Annotated in this window: 13 protein-coding genes and 1 pseudogene; 11 read left to right on the plus strand and 3 right to left on the minus strand. The window is 69.8% G+C overall.

Translation table 11 applies throughout. The features are described from left to right. Nucleotides 1-307 precede the first annotated feature (307 nt). On the plus strand, nt 308-1,915 hold the full coding sequence (locus ACQZOG_RS10445) for an ABC transporter substrate-binding protein (RefSeq protein ID WP_033276699.1): 1,608 nt from the start codon (nt 308-310) through the stop codon (nt 1,913-1,915). A 61-nt stretch (nt 1,916-1,976) separates the two neighbouring features. Next, nucleotides 1,977-3,563 (plus strand): ABC transporter substrate-binding protein, encoded by a 1,587-nt coding sequence (locus ACQZOG_RS10450; protein ID WP_033276698.1) that lies wholly within the window; start codon nt 1,977-1,979, stop codon nt 3,561-3,563. An 85-nt stretch (nt 3,564-3,648) separates the two neighbouring features. Here the strand turns inward: ACQZOG_RS10450 and ACQZOG_RS10455 are convergent, their stop codons facing one another. Both ACQZOG_RS10455 and ACQZOG_RS10460 read right to left on the minus strand, forming a co-directional pair. Beyond that, a complete protein-coding gene (locus ACQZOG_RS10455) occupies nt 3,649-4,320 on the minus strand; it encodes a response regulator (RefSeq protein ID WP_024885186.1) in 672 nt (223 codons plus the stop codon). Nucleotides 4,321-4,334: 14 nt separating this feature from the next. Beyond that, the gene (locus ACQZOG_RS10460; protein ID WP_203551120.1) at nt 4,335-5,279 is read right to left on the minus strand and encodes a RecB family exonuclease; all 945 of its coding nucleotides are present in this window, start codon (nt 5,277-5,279) and stop codon (nt 4,335-4,337) included. A 221-nt stretch (nt 5,280-5,500) separates the two neighbouring features. Here ACQZOG_RS10460 and ACQZOG_RS10465 point away from each other — a divergent pair, with 221 nt between their 5' ends. The 3 genes from ACQZOG_RS10465 (at nt 5,501) to ACQZOG_RS10475 (ending at nt 8,804) form a co-directional block, all read left to right on the plus strand. Beyond that, nucleotides 5,501-7,045, plus strand: a complete 1,545-nt coding sequence (locus ACQZOG_RS10465; RefSeq protein ID WP_193469149.1) for a site-2 protease family protein — start codon at nt 5,501-5,503, stop codon at nt 7,043-7,045. Nucleotides 7,046-7,106: 61 nt separating this feature from the next. After that, nucleotides 7,107-8,009 (plus strand): tRNA (adenine-N1)-methyltransferase, encoded by a 903-nt coding sequence (locus tag ACQZOG_RS10470; protein ID WP_019522703.1) that lies wholly within the window; start codon nt 7,107-7,109, stop codon nt 8,007-8,009. A 219-nt stretch (nt 8,010-8,228) separates the two neighbouring features. After that, the gene (locus ACQZOG_RS10475) at nt 8,229-8,804 is read left to right on the plus strand and encodes a hypothetical protein (RefSeq protein ID WP_193469146.1); all 576 of its coding nucleotides are present in this window, start codon (nt 8,229-8,231) and stop codon (nt 8,802-8,804) included. Nucleotides 8,805-8,885: 81 nt separating this feature from the next. Here the strand turns inward: ACQZOG_RS10475 and ACQZOG_RS10480 are convergent, their stop codons facing one another. Then, nucleotides 8,886-9,185 (minus strand): ferredoxin, encoded by a 300-nt coding sequence (locus tag ACQZOG_RS10480; protein ID WP_033276694.1) that lies wholly within the window; start codon nt 9,183-9,185, stop codon nt 8,886-8,888. A gap of 252 nt (nt 9,186-9,437) precedes the next feature. On the opposite strand from ACQZOG_RS10480, the gene arc reads away from it, so the two are divergent. The 6 genes and pseudogenes from arc to prcA all read left to right on the plus strand — a co-directional run bounded on the left by arc (nt 9,438) and on the right by prcA (nt 15,328). After that, complete coding sequence (arc, locus tag ACQZOG_RS10485; protein WP_033276693.1) at nt 9,438-11,204, plus strand: proteasome ATPase; 1,767 nt, start codon at nt 9,438-9,440, stop codon at nt 11,202-11,204. Between the two features lie 232 nt (nt 11,205-11,436). After that, nucleotides 11,437-12,948, plus strand: a complete 1,512-nt coding sequence (dop, locus tag ACQZOG_RS10490; RefSeq protein ID WP_203587680.1) for a depupylase/deamidase Dop — start codon at nt 11,437-11,439, stop codon at nt 12,946-12,948. Nucleotides 12,949-13,147: 199 nt separating this feature from the next. Continuing rightward, nucleotides 13,148-13,366, plus strand: a complete 219-nt coding sequence (locus tag ACQZOG_RS10495) for a ubiquitin-like protein Pup (RefSeq protein WP_033276691.1) — start codon at nt 13,148-13,150, stop codon at nt 13,364-13,366. 165 nt (nt 13,367-13,531) lie between these two features. Then, nucleotides 13,532-13,723 (plus strand): annotated as a pseudogene (locus ACQZOG_RS10500) (endonuclease domain-containing protein); the annotation flags it as partial. Next, nucleotides 13,675-14,520 carry a proteasome subunit beta gene (gene prcB, locus ACQZOG_RS10505; RefSeq protein ID WP_033276690.1) on the plus strand — a complete coding sequence of 282 codons (846 nt, stop codon included), beginning with the start codon at nt 13,675-13,677 and terminating at the stop codon, nt 14,518-14,520. The pseudogene ACQZOG_RS10500 and the gene prcB, both read left to right, overlap by 49 nt. A gap of 64 nt (nt 14,521-14,584) precedes the next feature. Then, complete coding sequence (gene prcA / locus ACQZOG_RS10510; protein WP_026243492.1) at nt 14,585-15,328, plus strand: proteasome subunit alpha; 744 nt, start codon at nt 14,585-14,587, stop codon at nt 15,326-15,328. Nucleotides 15,329-15,437: the final 109 nt, after the last annotated feature.

Genomic DNA, 15,437 nt, shown 5'->3' on the forward strand with positions numbered 1-15,437 from the left:
CGTTCACCACATTCACACGCATCGACAACGATGTCCGGGTGTGCATCCCGCCCGATTGGGGAGATCACCGGCGCGCCCATGTGTCCTGATTGGTGGGAAGCTGCACCAATCCTTCCCCGGTCATCCCTGTCGGTCCGTTCACACCTGGTTCCACTGCGTGATGAGGTCCCAACTCCGGGGGCTGCGAACCCTCCTGCGGACGCGGACTAATGTCGTCGCGAGAACCACACCCCTCCCTGTTCGCCGCCGTGCCGACCCCTGCACGCGCGGACGGCGCGGAGACGACGACGTCCTGGAGAAATCGAGCATGAACCGCAAGACTTTGGTGCTGGCGGCCGCGATGGGCCTGCTCGCGCCGGTGCTCGCCGCCTGTGGCGACGCCGAGAGCGGCAGCGGCAGCGGCGACGCGATCGTCGTGGGCACCACGGACCGGTTCACCGCCTCGGAGGAAGAAGGGCTCGCCCCCCTCGACCCCGCCTGGGCCTACGACGTCGGCACCTGGAACATCCTGCGCCAGACCGTCCAGACCCTGATGGTCCAGCCGCGCGGCGACGGCGAACCCGTGCCCGAGGCGGCGGAGTCCTGCGGCTTCACCGACGCCGGCAACGAGCGCTACAGCTGCACCCTGCGCGACGGCCTCCAGTTCTCCAACGGAGACCCGATCACCGCGCAGGACGTGAAGTACTCCATCGACCGCGCCCTCTCCCTCGAAGGCGACAGCGGTGTCTTCGCCCTGCTGTCCACCATCGACACCGTCGAGACCCAGGGCGACCGCGAGGTGATCTTCCACCTCAAGGCGGCCGACGCGACCTTCCCGTACAAGCTGTCCACGCCCGTCGCGGGCATCGTCAACAAGGACGACTACGCCCAGGACAAGCTGCGCGAGGGCTTCGACGTCGACGGCTCCGGCCCGTACACGATGGAGTCCGAGGTCAAGGACGGCGCCCTGGTCCGCGCCACCTTCACCAAGAACCCCTCGTACAAGGGCGTGCTGCAGACCAACAACGACAAGGTCGAGATGGTCGCCTACGACAGCGCCGAGTCCATGGGCGACGCGCTGGAGGACGGCAAGATCGACGTCATGACCCGCAGCATGTCGCCGGACCAGATCCAGAAGCTGGCCAACGCCACCGACGGCGAGATCGAGCTGGTGGAGTCCCCGGGTCTGGAGATCCGCTACCTGGCCTTCAACACCAAGGCCGCGTCGGTGAAGGACAAGGCCGTCCGCCAGGCGATGGCCCAGGTGATCAACCGCGACGAGCTCGTCGCCAAGGTCTACGGCAGCCAGGCCGAGCCGCTGTTCTCGCTGGTGCCCGCCGGCGTCACCGGCCACTCCAACGCCTTCTTCAACAAGTACGGCGACCCGAACGTGGCCAAGGCGCGCGAGGAGCTCGAGGAGGCCGGCGTCGACACGCCGGTGAAGCTCACGCTGCACTACACCACCGACCACTACGGTCCCGCGACCAAGGCCGAGTTCGAGCAGCTGAGCAAGCAGCTCAACGACAGCGGCCTGTTCGAGACGGACACCGAGGGCACTTCCTGGGACAAGTTCCGCCCGGCCGGCCAGAAGGGCAAGTACGACGTCTACGGCATGGGCTGGTTCCCGGACTACCCGGACGCCGACGCCTTCGTCGCGCCCTTCCTGGACGAGGACAACTTCCTCAACTCGCCCTACGTCAACACCGACGTCCGCAAGGACCTGATTCCCCAGTCGCGCCGCCAGGCCGACCGGCTGAACGCCTCGAAGACGTTCGAGAAGATCCAGGACATCGTGGCCGACGACGTGCCCGTGCTGCCGCTGTGGCAGGGCAAGCAGTACCTCGCCGCCCGTGACGACATCACCGGCACCGCCTACGCGCTGAACTCCTCCTCCACGCTCCAGCTGTGGGAGCTCGGACGGGGCGTCAGCGGCTGACGAACCAGTACGCCGGGATCCGGTGTCGGTCCGGACCCACGGAAACGACAAGGCATCGCACGTGAACCTGCGCACCCAGTGGCCGGCACTGCCCGTCGTGGCGGTGCTGGCCTCCGGCCTCCTGACCGGCTGCGGCTCCGAGGACGGGGACGCGGCGTCGAAGGGCTCCAAGATCGTCGTCGGCATGTCCGACGACGTCCTGGCCACCGACCCCGCGTCCGGGTACGACCCCGGTTCCTGGCTGCTGTTCAACAACGTGTTCCAGTCCCTGCTCGGGTTCCCCAAGGGAGGCACCGAGCCGCAGCCGGACGCCGCCAAGAGCTGCGAGTTCTCCGACCCGGCCACCCGGGTGTACACCTGCACGCTGCGGGACGGGCTGAAGTTCAGCAACGGTGACCCGCTCACCTCGGAGGACGTGAAGTTCTCCTTCGACCGCATGCTCAAGATCGACGATCCCGACGGTCCCGCGGTCATGTTCCCGACCCTGGAGCAGGTGGACACGCCGGACGAGAAGACGGTCGTCTTCCGGCTGAACACGGCCGACGCCACCTTCCCCAGCAAGATCGCCTCCGGCGCCGGCGCCATCGTCAACCACCGTGAGTACGACGCGAACGGACTGCGCGAGGACGGCAAGGCGGTCGGCTCCGGCCCGTACAAGCTGGACTCCTTCGACGACGGCAAGGCCGTCTTCTCCGTCAACGAGCACTACAGCGGCTCGGCCGAACCTGAGAACTCCGGCGTGACGCTCCAGTTCTTCCACGGCGACCAGGAAGGTCTGAAGAAGGCCCTGGAGAAGGGCGAGGTCGACATCGCCTACCGCGGTCTCACCGCCCAGGCCATCACCGAGATCGAGGAGGCCGACACCGGAGACGGCGGCATCGAGGTCGTCGAGGGCAGCAGCGCCGAGGTGCAGCACCTGGTCTTCAACATGAAGGACCCGGTCGCCGGCCGGCTCGGCGTCCGCAAGGCCATGGCGTACCTGATCGACCGCGACGCCCTCATGCACGACGTGTACGAGGGCACCGCCACCCCGCTGTACTCGATCATCCCGGCCGGTGTCGCCGGCCACAACACGGCCTTCTTCGACACCTACGGCGCCCGCCCCTCCAAGGCCAAGGCCAAGGCCGCACTGGAGAAGGAGGGCATCACCGAGAAGGTGGAGCTGACCCTCTGGTCCACCCCGGCCCGATACGGTCCGGCCACCGACCAGGAGCTCGAGGCGATCGCCAAGCAGCTCAACGCCAGCGGCCTGTTCGACGCCGACGTGAAGTCGGTCGAGTTCGCCCAGTACGAGAAGGACGTCGCCGCCGGCAAGTACGGCGTCTACGTGAAGGGCTGGGTGCCGGACTACCCGGACGCCGACAACTTCACCGCCCCGTTCTTCGGCGAGGGCAACGTCCTCTCCAACCACTACGAGCCGGGCGAGATCACCAAGACGCTCCTCCCGCGCACGGCCGCCGAGAGCGACCGCGGCGCCACCGACAAGGAGTTCGGCGAGATCCAGGACCAGGTCGCCGAGGACATCCCGCTGCTGCCCATCTGGCAGGGCAAGCAGTACGCGGTCGTCCAGGACGGCGTCTACGGGCTCGAGTACTGCCTCGACGCGTCCACCGTGTTCCGGTTCTGGGAGCTGAGCAAGAGCAGCTGACCCGTCGCACACACGAACGTGGGGGCGCCCTCCCGGCCGGGAGGGCGCCCCCACGGTTCGTGCCTTGCGGGGGGCGGCGTGCGCGCTACTGCGCGCCGGGGCGCACCAGCCCGCTCTCGTACGCGTACACCGCGGCCTGCACACGGTCGCGCAGGCCCAGCTTGGTCAGCACATGGCCCACGTGCGTCTTCACCGTGGTCTCGCTGACGAACAGGTCGGCGGCGATCTCCGCGTTGGACAGCCCGCGCGCCACCAGCTTCAGCACCTCTACCTCGCGGTCGGTCAGCGTGTGCAGGGTGTCCGGCACCGGCTCCTCGCCGGAGGGCAGATGTGTGGCGTACTTGTCCAGCAGACGGCGCGTGATGCTCGGCGCGAGCATCGCCTCACCGGCGGCCACCACCCGGATCGCCTGCACCAGTTCGTTGGCCGGGGCGTCCTTCAGCAGGAAGCCGCTGGCGCCCGCCTTCAACGCCTCCACCACGTACTCGTCGAGATCGAACGTCGTGAGCACCAGCACCTTCGCCGGGCCGTTCCGCTCCGGGCCGGTGATCTGGCGGGTGGCCTCCACCCCGTCCATCCGCGGCATGCGGATGTCCATGAGCACCACGTCGGGCTGCAGCGCCCGCACCTGGTCCAGGGCCTGGAGCCCGTCCCCGGCCTCGCCGACGACCGCGAGGTCCTGTTCGGCCTCCAGGATCATCCGGAATCCGGTGCGCAGCAGCGGCTGGTCGTCGACCAGTAGGACGCGGATGGCCACGTAAGTCTCCTTCGCTAGTCCGGCCCCATTCTGCCCTGCTCGCCCCCGCCGGACTCAGGCGCCCTCAAGGGCAGCGGGTAGGGCGGGGGAGTGCCGCCGAACTCCGGGCAGTGCGCCTGGTGGTCGCACCAGCCGCACAGCTTCGTCGGCCGGGGCCGCCAGTCGCCCGTCTCGGTGGCCCGCCGGATCGCCTGCCACAGCGCGAGCAGCTTGCGCTCCACCCGCTCAAGATCCGCGAGCACCGGGTCGTACGTCAGTACGTCGCCGCTGCCCAGGTACACCAGCTGGAGCCGGCGCGGGACGACCTTCTTCAGGCGCCACACCACGAGGGCGTAGAACTTCATCTGGAACAGCGCGCCCTCCGCGTACTCCGGGCGGGGCGCCTTGCCCGTCTTGTAGTCGACGATCCGCACCTCGCCCGTGGGCGCCACGTCCACCCGGTCGATGATGCCGCGCAGCCGCAGTCCGGAGTCCAGCTCCGCCTCCACGAACAGCTCCCGCTCGGCGGGCTCCAGCCGGCTCGGGTCCTCCAGCGAGAACCACCGCTCGACCAGCGCCTCCGCCTCCGTCAGCCAGCGCGCGAGGCGCTCGCCCTCCGGGTCGTCCGCGAACAGCTCCGCGACCTCCGGCCTGCTCTCACGCAGCCGGTCCCACTGGCCGGGGATCAGGGACTTGGCGCGCGGCACCGTGCGGTCGCCGGCCGGGGCGTCGAACAGCCGCTCCAGCACCGCGTGCACCAGCGTGCCCCGGGTCGCCGCCTCGCTGGGCTTCTCCGGCAGCCGGTCGATCACCCGGAACCGGTACAGCAGCGGGCACTGCATGAAGTCACTCGCACGGGACGGCGACAGCGAGGCGGGCGGTGCGGCGGGGGGACCGGCCACCACGACCGTGTCCGCTGCCTCGCCGGGCCCGGCCGGGCTGATGTCGGGCCGCGTCGCGCCCTCGGTGCTCGTCTCCATGACCACAGACCTTACGGCCCGCCGCCGACATCGCGGCGACCCTGTGGACAACCCCCGGGGCACGAGGGCGGGGAGTGCGCCACGGGGAGCGTGGGGAGGAAGGGGAACGAGGGGGTAGAGACAGGGGTGCGGGGCGGAAGAGGCGGCGGACGCCGCATACCATCGACCCAGGACCCTCCCGTCCGGCAGGCGCGGGAGACGCAGCGAGCGAGGGGACACCGGTGGACGTAAGCGGCGGGCGCGGACAGCCGCGGCCCGGCAACGACGAGTCGGCCGACCACACCGGGCCCGAGGCCCAGGCCCCCGGCGGCACCGGCGACGCCCCCACGACCCCCTCCGCCCCGACGCCCGCCGACGACACGGACGGCCGGCCCGAGGGCCCCACGCCCGGCCCCGGCGCCCCGGCCCCCGAGGGCGGGACGCCGCAGGACAGCGGCGCCGCCCCGGACCACGACGCGCACGGGCCCGGCCGCGACCGGCACCGCACCCCGGCGCACACGGAACCCCCGGTGGACCACCCCTCCCACGCGCCCGCCGGACGGCCCGAGCACCCCGACCACCCGTTCGCCCACTCCGGCAGCGGCAAGGGACAGCCCCCGGAACGCCCCGAGGAGCGCAAGCGCGGCGGACTGCTGATGGGCCGCCCGTTCGGCGTGCCCGTGTACGTCGCGCCCAGCTGGTTCCTCGTCGCCATCCTCATCACGTGGGTGTTCGGCGGCCAGATCGACCGCGTCCTGCCCGAGCTGGGCGCGGCCAGCTACCTGGTCTCCCTGTTCTTCGCCGTGGCCTTCTACGCCTCCGTGCTGGTGCACGAGCTGGCGCACACCCTCGCCGCCCTCCGCTTCAAGCTGCCGGTGCGCCGCATCCAGCTCCAGTTCTTCGGCGGCGTCTCCGAGATCGAGAAGGAGGCCGAGACACCCGGCAGGGAGTTCGTGCTGGCGTTCGTCGGCCCGCTGCTCTCCCTGGTGCTCGCCGGGCTGTTCTACCTCGGTCTGCTCGCCGTCGAGCCGAGCAGCGTCCCCGGGGTGCTGCTGGCCGGACTGATGGTGTCCAACCTCATCGTGGCCGTCTTCAACCTGCTGCCCGGCCTGCCGCTGGACGGCGGCCGGATGCTCCGCGCGGTCGTCTGGGCGATCACCGGAAAGCCCATGACCGGCACCGTCGCCGCCGCCTGGGTGGGCCGCGCCCTCGCCGTCTGCGTGCTGATCGGACTGCCGCTGCTCACCCAGTCCGGGGCGCTCGGCTCCGACGCCGTGGACAACGTCGGCATGGACACCGTCCTGGACGCCCTGCTCGCCGCCATCCTCGCCGCGATCATCTGGACCGGCGCCGGGAACAGCCTGCGCATGGCCCGGCTGCGCGAGCACCTGCCCGAGCTGCGCGCCCGCACCCTCACCCGCCGCGCGGTCCCCGTGGAGAACGACACCCCGCTCTCCGAGGCGCTGCGCCGGGCCAACGCGGCCGGCGCCCGCGCGCTGGTCGTCGTCGACGCCGAGGGCAGGCCGTTCTCCCTGGTCCGCGAGGCCGCGATCGTCGGCGTGCCCGAGCACCGGCGCCCCTGGGTGCCGGTCGGCACCCTCGCCCAGGACATCACCGAGGGCATGCGCGTCTCCGCGGAACTGGCCGGGGAGGAGCTGCTGGACGCGCTGCGCTCGGCGCCCGCCACCGAGTACCTGGTGGTCGAGGAGACCGGGGAGATCTACGGCGTGCTGTCCGCCGCCGACGTGGAGCGGGCCTTCGTGAAGGCCATGGCGCGCCCCTCCTGACCCGCCGCCCCCGCCGCCGTCCGTGGTCGGCGGGCCCTCCGGGGACCGGTAGGCTGGTCACATGTCCGAACCGACCGGTGCCGCCCGCAGGCGCGGGCCCTTCAAGGTCGGGGACCAGGTTCAGCTGACCGACCCCAAGGGCCGCCACTACACGTTCACGCTCGAGGCCGGGAAGAACTTCCACACCCACAAGGGTTCCTTCCCCCACGACGAACTGATCGGCGCTCCCGAGGGCAGCGTTGTCCGCACCACCGGGAACGTCGCCTATCTCGCGCTGCGCCCCCTGCTCCCCGACTACGTCCTGTCCATGCCCCGAGGGGCAGCCGTCGTCTACCCGAAGGACGCGGGGCAGATCCTCGCCTTCGCCGACATCTTCCCCGGCGCGCGCGTCGTCGAGGCCGGCGTGGGCTCCGGCTCGCTCAGCAGCTTCCTGCTGCGCGCCATCGGCGACCAGGGCATGCTGCACTCCTACGAGCGCCGCGAGGACTTCGCCGACATCGCCCGGCAGAACGTCGAGCGCTACTTCGGCGGCCCGCACCCCGCCTGGCAGCTCACCGTGGGCGACCTCCAGGACAACCTGTCCGACACGGACGTCGACCGCGTCATCCTCGACATGCTCGCCCCCTGGGAGTGCCTTGAGGCCGTCTCCAAGGCGCTCGTCCCCGGCGGCATCCTCTGCTGCTACGTGGCCACCACCACCCAGCTCGCCCGGACCGTCGAGTCCATCCGGGAGATCGGCTGCTTCAACGAGCCGACCGCCTGGGAGACGATGATCCGCAACTGGCACATCGAGGGCCTGGCCGTCCGCCCCGACCACCGCATGATCGGCCACACCGGCTTCCTGCTCACCGCCCGCAGGCTCGCCGACGGCGTGGAGCCGCCCATGCGCCGGCGCCGCCCGGCCAAGGGCGCCTACGGCGAGGACTACTCCGGCCCCAACGCCGACGGAGGCACCGGCCGCTGACGCGGACCGCACTCCCGCAACGCTCCGGCGCCGTGGCGCAGTTCCCCCCTCCCGACGGGAACTGCGCCACGGCGCCGACGCATTGACGCCCGGCCCCGTACCGGGCCCCCACGGCTCCTCCGCGCGACGACTGCGGACCCCGCCGTTCCCTCCGTCCTGTGACGTGTGGCACGATGCTGGCCACCCCCACCGGCACAGCCCTCACAGGAGACACTCCTCGTGCAGCCTTCCGCCGTTCCGGAGCTCGCCCACACGCACGCCCGGCCCATCCACTGGGTCGCCACCGCCACGGCCGTCGCCGGTGTCGTGGCGCTCTCCTCCGTCCTGCAGCCCGACCACGCGACCGCCGCGGCGCCGGGCGCCCCGCACACGAAGAACGCGCCGGCGCAGGCGCTGCCGCCGGACCCGGCCGACGTGGAGTTCCCGCTCGACTGCGGTCCCGTGAAGCTGGTGGTGAAGAAGCACGTGTCCGGCGACCTCGACGGTGACGGCCGCCCCGAGACGGTCGCCGCGGTCCACTGCGACGCCCCGATGGGCACCCCGCCCGACGGCGTCTACGTGCTCACGCAGGCCGCCGGCGCGGAGCCGCGCGTGGTGGCCACGCTCGTCGCCCCCGAGGACGGCAACAACGTCGAGGACTTCTCCGTGCGCGGCGGGGACGTCGTGGCCACGCTGCTCGGCTACTCGTCCACCGACGTGCCCCGTTGCTGCCCCGACGTGCGGGAGACGGTGAAGTGGCGCTGGGAGAACGGCGCGTTCGTCCGGTCCGCGCCGTCCGACGCGCGGAGCGTGTGACCCGCAGCGGGGCGCGCGGCTACCACGCGCGCCCGGGCGTGTGAGGAATTCAGACAGACGTGACCCGCCGTGCGCCGGCGGTCACCCCGCTTCGGGCCCGTACACCTCGACGCTGTCCGAAACGCGCCGCACGTGGATGCACTCGCCGGGGCACTCCTTCGCGGAGTCGACGACGTCGGTGAGGAGCGGCAGCGGGACGGGCGTTGCCGCGCCCTTGTCCTGGAGCAGCTCGTCCTGCGCGTTCTTCACGTACGCCAGACCGTCGATGTCCAGCTCGAACACCTCGGGCGCGTACTGGGCGCAGATGCCGTCGCCGGTACACAGATCCTGGTCGATCCAGACCTCCAGGGCCTCGGCGCCGGTTGCGGCCTGCTGCTGCACGATCGTCTCTCCTGCCGTCGGGTTCCGCCGAGCCGGGCGGGAATCCGGCCAGCTCTGACGGGTGTTGAACACGTCGACCCTAACGCCGACTGGGTTCCGATCATTCTCGATGGGTATTCCCCTGGCGTGAGGGAGAGCGCAAGGGTGAAGATCGGACACACCCCGACCGTCTTTGTGATCTAGGGGTTTCAATCGACACCCGCCCAGGTAGGGTCTGGAAGCGTCCAGCTCCCCTTGGAGGAGGTGAGGACCGTGGCAGCCCACGACGACGACATGAACCGCGGCATCCGCCCGGGACGCGGGTCCGACGACCCGGCCGGGCAGATCGCCTACCTTGAGCAGGAGATCGCCGTCCTGCGACGCAAGCTCGCCGACTCTCCGCGGCACACGAGAATTCTCGAAGAGCGGATCGTCGAGCTGCAGACCAACCTGGCCGGCGTGTCCGCCCAGAACGAACGGCTGGCGAGCACCCTCCGTGAGGCCCGCGACCAGATCGTGGCCCTCAAGGAGGAGGTCGACCGGCTCGCGCAGCCCCCGGCCGGCTTCGGTGTCTTCCTCACGGCGAACGAGGACGGCACGGCCGACATCTTCACCGGCGGCCGCAAGCTCCGGGTGAACGTCAGCCCGAACGTCGAGCTGGAGGAGCTCCGGCGCGGCCAGGAAGTGATGCTCAACGAAGCGCTCAACGTGGTCGAGGCCATGGAGTTCGAGCGCGTGGGCGAGATCGTCACCCTCAAGGAGATCCTCGAGGACGGCGAGCGCGCCCTGGTCCTGGGCCACACCGACGAGGAACGGGTGGTGCGGCTCGCCGAGCCGCTGCTGGACGTCACCATCCGTCCCGGCGACGCCCTGCTGCTGGAGCCCCGCTCCGGCTACGTCTACGAGGTGGTCCCGAAGAGCGAGGTCGAGGAACTCGTCCTCGAGGAAGTCCCCGACATCGGTTACGAGCAGATCGGCGGCCTCGGCGGCCAGATCGAGGCCATCCGCGACGCGGTCGAGCTGCCGTACCTCTACCCGGACCTGTTCAAGGAGCACGAGCTGCGGCCGCCGAAGGGCGTGCTGCTGTACGGACCCCCCGGCTGCGGAAAGACGCTCATCGCCAAGGCCGTGGCGAACTCGCTGGCCAAGAAGGTCGCCGAGGTCACCGGTGTCGCCGCGGGCAAGAGCTTCTTCCTGAACATCAAGGGCCCCGAGCTGCTGAACAAGTACGTCGGCGAGACCGAGCGGCAGATCCGCCTGGTCTTCCAGCGTGCGCGTGAGAAGGCCAGCGAGGGCACGCCCGTCATCGTCTTCTTCGACGAGATGGAGTCCCTCTTCCGCACCCGTGGCTCCGGTGTCAGCTCGGACGTGGAGAACACCATCGTCCCGCAGCTGCTCGCCGAGATCGACGGTGTGGAGGGCCTGCAGAACGTGGTCGTGATCGGCGCCTCCAACCGTGAGGACATGATCGACCCCGCCATCCTGCGTCCCGGCCGGCTGGACGTGAAGATCAAGATCGAGCGTCCGGACGCCGAGGCGGCCAAGGACATCTTCGGCAAGTACCTCACCGAACGCCTCCCGCTGCACGGCGACGACCTCGCCGAGCACGGCGGCGACAAGTCCATGACGGTCCAGAGCATGATCCAGACCGCCGTGGAACAGATGTACGCGGAATCGGAGGAGAACCGCTTCCTGGAAGTCACCTACGCCAACGGCGACAAGGAAGTTCTTTACTTCAAGGACTTCAATTCCGGTGCCATGATCGAGAACATCGTGGGCCGCGCCAAGAAGATGGCGATCAAGGACTTCCTGGAGAAGAACCAGAAGGGTCTCCGCGTCTCCCACCTCCTCCAGGCCTGCGTGGACGAGTTCAAGGAGAACGAGGACCTGCCCAACACCACCAACCCGGACGACTGGGCCCGGATCTCCGGAAAGAAGGGCGAGCGGATTGTTTACATCCGCACCCTCATCACCGGAAAGCAGGGCGCGGACACCGGACGCTCCATCGACACGGTGGCGAACACCGGTCAGTACCTGTAAAAGCGAGGGCGGCTGCGGGTGCCCACCACGGGTACCCGCAGCCGACTGCTTTTCGGTGCCACGGCTGGAGCACAGCAATGACGCAAATGATCTCCCCACCAGGGCGAAGGCGTTCTAGGCTCGTCCGTACCGCCGAGTCGCGCAGTGCGGGGACGGGCACCGCACACGCACCGGAGCGCCAGCGGTACTGCGGCGCCCCCGACCGGGGACGCCGCCGGGCAAGGAGGGCCGCATGACCGTACGGCGAGTAATGGGCATCGAGACGGAGTACGGGATCTCCGTCCCCGGCCACCCCAACGCCAATGCCATGCTCACCTCGTCCCAGATCGTGAACGCCTACGCGGCGGCGATGCACCGGGCCCGCCGGGCCCGCTGGGACTTCGAGGAGGAGAATCCGCTGCGCGACGCGCGAGGCTTCGACCTCGCCCGGGAGACGGCCGACGCCAGCCAGCTCACCGACGAGGACATCGGCCTGGCCAACGTCATCCTGACCAACGGCGCGCGGCTCTACGTCGACCACGCCCATCCGGAGTACAGCGCCCCCGAGGTCACCAACCCGCGGGACGCCGTGCTGTGGGACAAGGCCGGCGAGCGGATCATGGCGGAGGCGGCGGAGCGGGCCGCGCAGCTTCCGGGCGCCCAGCCGATCCACCTGTACAAGAACAACACCGACAACAAGGGCGCGTCCTACGGCACGCACGAGAACTACCTGATGAAGCGGGAGACCCCCTTCTCGGACATCGTGCGCCATCTGACGCCGTTCTTCGTCTCCCGCCAGGTCTTCACCGGGGCCGGCCGCGTCGGCATCGGCCAGGACGGTCACGAGCACGGCTTCCAGATCAGCCAGCGTGCGGACTACTTCGAGGTCGAGGTCGGCCTCGAGACCACGCTGAAGCGCCCCATCATCAACACGCGCGACGAGCCGCACGCGGACGCGGAGAAGTACCGGCGGCTGCACGTCATCATCGGTGACGCGAACCTCTCCGAGATCTCGACCTATCTCAAGCTCGGCACGACGGCGCTGGTGCTGTCCATGATCGAGGACGGGTTCATCGCGGTGGACCTGGCCGTCGACCAGCCGGTGCGGACCCTGCACCAGGTGTCGCACGACCCCTCCCTGAAGCATCTCGTCACGCTCCGCAGCGGCCGGACGCTGACCGCCGTGCAGCTCCAGATGGAGTACTACGAGCTCGGCCGCAAGTACGTCGAGGAGCGCTTCGGGGCCGACGCCGACGAACAGACCAAGGACGTCCTCGCCCGCTGGGAGGACACGCTCACGCGGCTGGAGAACGACCCGATGAGCCTCGCCGGCGAGCTGGACTGGGTCGCCAAGCGGGAGCTCATGGAGGGCTACCGGCGCCGTGACGGCCTCGACTGGGACGCGGCCCGGCTGCACCTGGTCGACCTGCAGTACGCCGACGTACGCCCCGACAAGGGCCTCTACAACCGTCTGGTGGCCCGCGGACGGATGAAGCGGCTGCTCGACGAGGCCGAGGTCGAGCGCGCGCGTACGCAGCCTCCGGAGGACACCCGCGCCTATTTCCGCGGGCGGTGCCTGGAGCAGTACGCGGACGACGTCGCGGCGGCCTCCTGGGACTCGGTGATCTTCGATCTGCCGGGCCGGGACTCGCTCCAACGGGTCCCAACCCTGGAACCGCTTCGCGGAACGCGTAATCACGTCAAGGCGCTCCTGGACCGCTGCCGGACGGCGGAAGACCTGGTCAGGGTGCTTTCCGGCGGCTGAGCGGGTGAGGCGCGCCCGTACCGGGTACCTGCGAGTACCCGGTACGGACCGGCCGGACAGGGTGGAAGTCCGCCCGTCCGGGAATCATCGAGGTGGTCCCCGTACGTTGGAGCAACTGCGGGGGCATTGTCGGACCCGGCTTGTAGGGTCTGATCTTGACCGAGCAACTGTGTCGGGCGAACCGAGCGGGGTGAGGGTGATGGCGACCAAGGACACCGGCGGCGGACAGCAGAAGGCCACGCGGTCCACCGAGGAGGTCGAGGAGCAGGCGGCGGAGACGCAGGCTTCGGAGGACCTCAAGGAGCGTCACGAGAAGCTCAACGACGACGTGGACGACGTCCTGGACGAGATCGACGACGTGCTCGAGGCCAATGCCGAGGACTTCGTGCGGTCCTTCGTGCAGAAGGGCGGAGAGTAGCCTCACCGGCTTCGCCGGTTCGGCGGTCACCGCGGCAGGCGGTCAGTCACCGCGGCAGGCGGTGAGGAGAGGGCGCTGTCCGTGGCCGGTCCTGTGGCCGGTCGCGGGCGGCGTCCGCTCGGCTCCGGGCGGTGGCTCCGGGTGGTGGCGCCGACTCTTCCAGAAGCTGTTGTCGTAAATGTGGATCATTGCTGTGGGGCGGGTAGGGTCCGTGGCGTAATGTGCTTCAACTGCAATTCGGCCATCGGCAAGTTGGGAGATGATCCCGACGCTGTTCGTCGGGCAGCTGCCTACCTGGAAGGAACTTCGTGGAAGCCAAAACTTCTGGCACCGGGCGTCTGCCGGCTGCCTTCCTGACGCCGGGCTCCTCCTCCTTCATGGACTTCCTCTCCGAGCACCAGCCGGAGCTGCTGCCGGGCAGGAGGACGTTGCCGCCCGTGCAGGGCGTGATCGAGGCCCCGCACGGCACGACCATCGTGGCCGTCACCTTCCCCGGCGGTGTGGTCCTCGCCGGTGACCGGCGGGCCACCATGGGGAACGTGATCGCGCAGCGGGACATCGAAAAGGTGTTCCCGGCCGACGAGTACTCGGCGGTCGGCATCGCCGGCACGGCGGGCCTCGCCGTGGAGATGGTCAAGCTGTTCCAGCTCGAGCTCGAGCACTTCGAGAAGGTCGAGGGCGCGCAGCTGTCGCTGGAGGGCAAGGCCAACCGGCTGTCGACGATGATCCGCTCGAACCTGGGCATGGCCATGCAGGGCCTGGCCGTGGTCCCCCTGTTCGCCGGGTACGACGTGGACCGGGAGAAGGGCCGGATCTTTTCCTACGACGTCACCGGCGGACGGTCCGAGGAGCACGGGTTCGCCGCGACCGGATCCGGGTCGATCTTCGCGCGCGGTGCGATGAAGAAGCTGTTCCGTGACGACCTGAGCGAGGCCGAGGCCACCACGCTGGTGGTGCAGGCGCTGTACGACGCGGCGGACGACGACTCGGCGACCGGTGGTCCCGATGTCGCGCGCCGGATCTATCCGATCGTCACTGTGATCACCGAGGACGGCTACCGCCGGCTCTCCGAGGACGAGTCGTCCGACATCGCCCGGTCCGTGCTGGAGCGCAGGCTGGAGCAGCCGGACGGTCCTCGGGCCTCGTTGCTCTGACAACAGGGTTCTGGTGGTGGGTTCAGGTGGTCCAGTGACTTCGACAGAAAGGGACGGGTAACCGGTGTCGACGCCGTTCTATGTCTCACCTCAGCAGGCGATGGCGGACCGGGCGGAGTACGCCCGCAAGGGCATCGCCCGAGGCCGCAGCCTGGTCGTGCTGCAGTACGCCGACGGGATCGTGTTCGTCGGTGAGAACCCGTCCCGTGCGCTGCACAAGTTCAGCGAGATCTACGACCGGATCGGGTTCGCCGCGGCCGGCAAGTACAACGAGTACGAGAATCTCCGGATCGGTGGCGTGCGGTATGCCGATCTGCGGGGTTACACCTACGACCGCGGTGACGTCACCGCGCGCGGCCTGGCGAACGTGTACGCGCAGACGCTCGGCACGATCTTCTCCAGCGTGGGGGAGAAGCCGTACGAGGTGGAACTGGTGGTGGCCGAGGTCGGGGAGACCCCGGAGCACGACCAGATCTACCGGCTGCCGCACGACGGGTCGATCGTGGACGAGCACGGTTCGGTGGCGGTGGGGGGCAACGCCGAACAGATCAGCGGGTACCTCGACCAGCGGCACCGGGACGGGATGACGCTGGCGGAGGCGCTGAAGCTGGCGGTCCAGGCGTTGTCGCGGGACACGAACGGCAGCGAGCGGGAGATTCCCGCGGAGCGGCTGGAGGTGGCTGTGCTGGACCGGACGCGGCCGCAGAAGCGGAAGTTCAAGCGGATTGAGGGGCGGCGGTTGGTTCGCCTCCTGGAGGCGGCTGGCGGGTCCTCGGAGGAGACGCTGTCGGGCGGGGACGTGGAGTAGGTCGCTGTCCGGGGGCTGCTGAGGCCTGACGCCCTGCGGGGTGGGTTCCTGTCCGGTGGGGGTGCGGTCTGATGCCCTGTGGCGCGGGTTCCTGTTCGGTGGGGGTTGT

This window comes from Streptomyces sp. P13-3-3 (assembly GCF_050571355.1).
GTDB lineage: Bacteria > Actinomycetota > Actinomycetes > Streptomycetales > Streptomycetaceae > Streptomyces > Streptomyces althioticus.

Excerpts from the sequence above, each read along its gene's own strand:
- ACQZOG_RS10445 (WP_033276699.1), top strand. The coding sequence starts at position 308 with ATGAACCGCAAGACTTTGGTGCTGGCGGCCGCGATGGGCCTGCTCGCG.
- ACQZOG_RS10460 (WP_203551120.1), bottom strand. The coding sequence starts at position 5,279 with ATGGAGACGAGCACCGAGGGCGCGACGCGGCCCGACATCAGCCCGGCC.
- ACQZOG_RS10470 (WP_019522703.1), top strand. The coding sequence starts at position 7,107 with ATGTCCGAACCGACCGGTGCCGCCCGCAGGCGCGGGCCCTTCAAGGTC.
- dop (WP_203587680.1), top strand. The coding sequence starts at position 11,437 with ATGACCGTACGGCGAGTAATGGGCATCGAGACGGAGTACGGGATCTCC.
- ACQZOG_RS10495 (WP_033276691.1), top strand. The coding sequence starts at position 13,148 with ATGGCGACCAAGGACACCGGCGGCGGACAGCAGAAGGCCACGCGGTCC.